This window comes from Candidatus Accumulibacter vicinus (genome assembly GCF_000584955.1).
GTDB lineage: Bacteria > Pseudomonadota > Gammaproteobacteria > Burkholderiales > Rhodocyclaceae > Accumulibacter > Accumulibacter vicinus.
This window is the reverse complement of the sequence record NZ_JDSS02000021.1, coordinates 3257-4822: the sequence shown is the minus strand read 5'-3', so window position 1 is coordinate 4822 and position 1566 is coordinate 3257. Positions and strand designations below refer to the sequence as shown.

At 70.8% G+C, this 1566-nt stretch carries 1 protein-coding gene and 1 pseudogene; both read left to right on the top strand.

The annotated features are described in order from the left end of the window. Positions 1 to 528: pseudogene (locus CAPSK01_RS08850) on the top strand (hypothetical protein); the annotation flags it as partial. Then, positions 525 to 1532, top strand: coding sequence for a caspase family protein (locus CAPSK01_RS08845; protein WP_034925485.1), 1008 nt, complete (start codon positions 525 to 527; stop codon positions 1530 to 1532). The pseudogene CAPSK01_RS08850 and the gene CAPSK01_RS08845, both read left to right, overlap by 4 nt. The last annotated feature ends 34 nt before the right edge of the window (positions 1533 to 1566 follow it).

The window sequence follows — 1566 nt, the reverse complement described above, 5'->3', positions numbered from 1 at the left end:
CCCGCCGGTGCGGGTGACGCGGCCGAAGCGCGCGCCGTGCTGGCGGCGATGCGCGCCGAAAGCGACGCGTTGACGCCGAGCACGGCGACGCGGCAGGCGGTCTGGCAGCGTATCGAAACCGCGCTGGCGGCGCCGGCGCGGGAAGTGCCTCCGCCTGCCTGGTGGAAGCGGCGCGCTTTCTGGTCGACTTTCGCTCTTGGCGGACTCGTCGCGGCGCTGGTCGCCGGCATTGCCCTTCGCCAGCAGGCGCCGCAGCAGGTGGATTTCGATTGGGTGGCCAGCCGCGGCATCGCGTGGCACTTGCCGATTGCCGACTTTGCGGCGCCGACGCCGTTGCTGATCCATGAGCTGCAGGCGCTCGGCGTCGCCGTCGATTGGCAGCGCGGCACGAACGAAATCCGGCTGTCGGCGCAGATTCCGGCGCCACCGCCGGCCGGTCTGGCGGACTGGCAGACGCGCTGGGGAGTCGTCGCCGCCCCCGGACAGCCGCTGTCGCTGATCCTCGTGCGGCCGGGAGCTGCACCGTGAGCGTTCGCCACTGGTGCGCTGCACTCGGGCTGTGGCTGGCGACCGCTTTCGCCGTTGCCGGCGAGCGGCATGCCTTGCTGGTTGGCGTCGCCAGACTCGAGCGGATCACGCAGGCCGAGTTCTTGGCCGGCGTCGAAAACGACATCGCTCTGGTCAGCGCGATGGCACGCGACTGGGGCGTCGCGCGGGCGCACCAGCAGGTGCTGGCGCGCACGGCAGGCGCCGACGCTCCGCCGACATACGACGCGTTGAACGCCGCTTTCGATCGGCTGTTGCGCGAGGTACGCGCCGGCGACGAAGTATTGCTCTACCTTGCCGGGCACGGCACGCAGCAGCCAATCGGCGTCGGCGGCGACGCCGGTGAAATCGACGGCCTCGACGAAGTGTTCCTGCTCGGCGACTCGACGCCGTGGTCGGCGCAACGCGGCAGCGTCGGGCGGTCGCTGGTCGATAACGATTTGCGCGGGCGGCTCGCCGCACTGACTCGCCGCGGCGTTTTCGTCTGGCTGATTGCCGACACCTGTCATGCCGGAACGATGGCGCGCGGGCCGTCCGATCATTGGCTGGCGACCGACGAGTGGACCGCCGTGGCGGTGCGCCGCCTCGCACCGGAAACGCTGGGAATCGAACGTCATCGCTGGTCGCAGGCCCTGGCCCAGGGCGTAGCCGGCGTCCGCCGCGCGCTGCGGCACTTGCCAGGCCTGACGCCGAGCGGGCTGGCGGACGGTGTGGAGATGCCGCCGATCGCTGCGTTCTACGCTGTCCAGGATTCCGGCGATGCGCTCGAAATCGCGCTCAAGCCCGACGGCCGGCGCGTCGGGTTGTTCACCCTGAAATTGACGAGCACGTTCGACGCGCTGCGCCGGCGCAGCGGCCAGGCGCCGACTTTTGAAGATCTGGCGCACGCTGTCCTCGCGGCCTATGGCGCGTTGCCCCCGTTCGTGCCGCGACCGGTCTTTGAGGGTTCCGACTGGGGACGCCGACTATGGCCTGTGGCGCGCTGACTCTGGACTGCCCGCTTGGCGACAAGACCGGCGG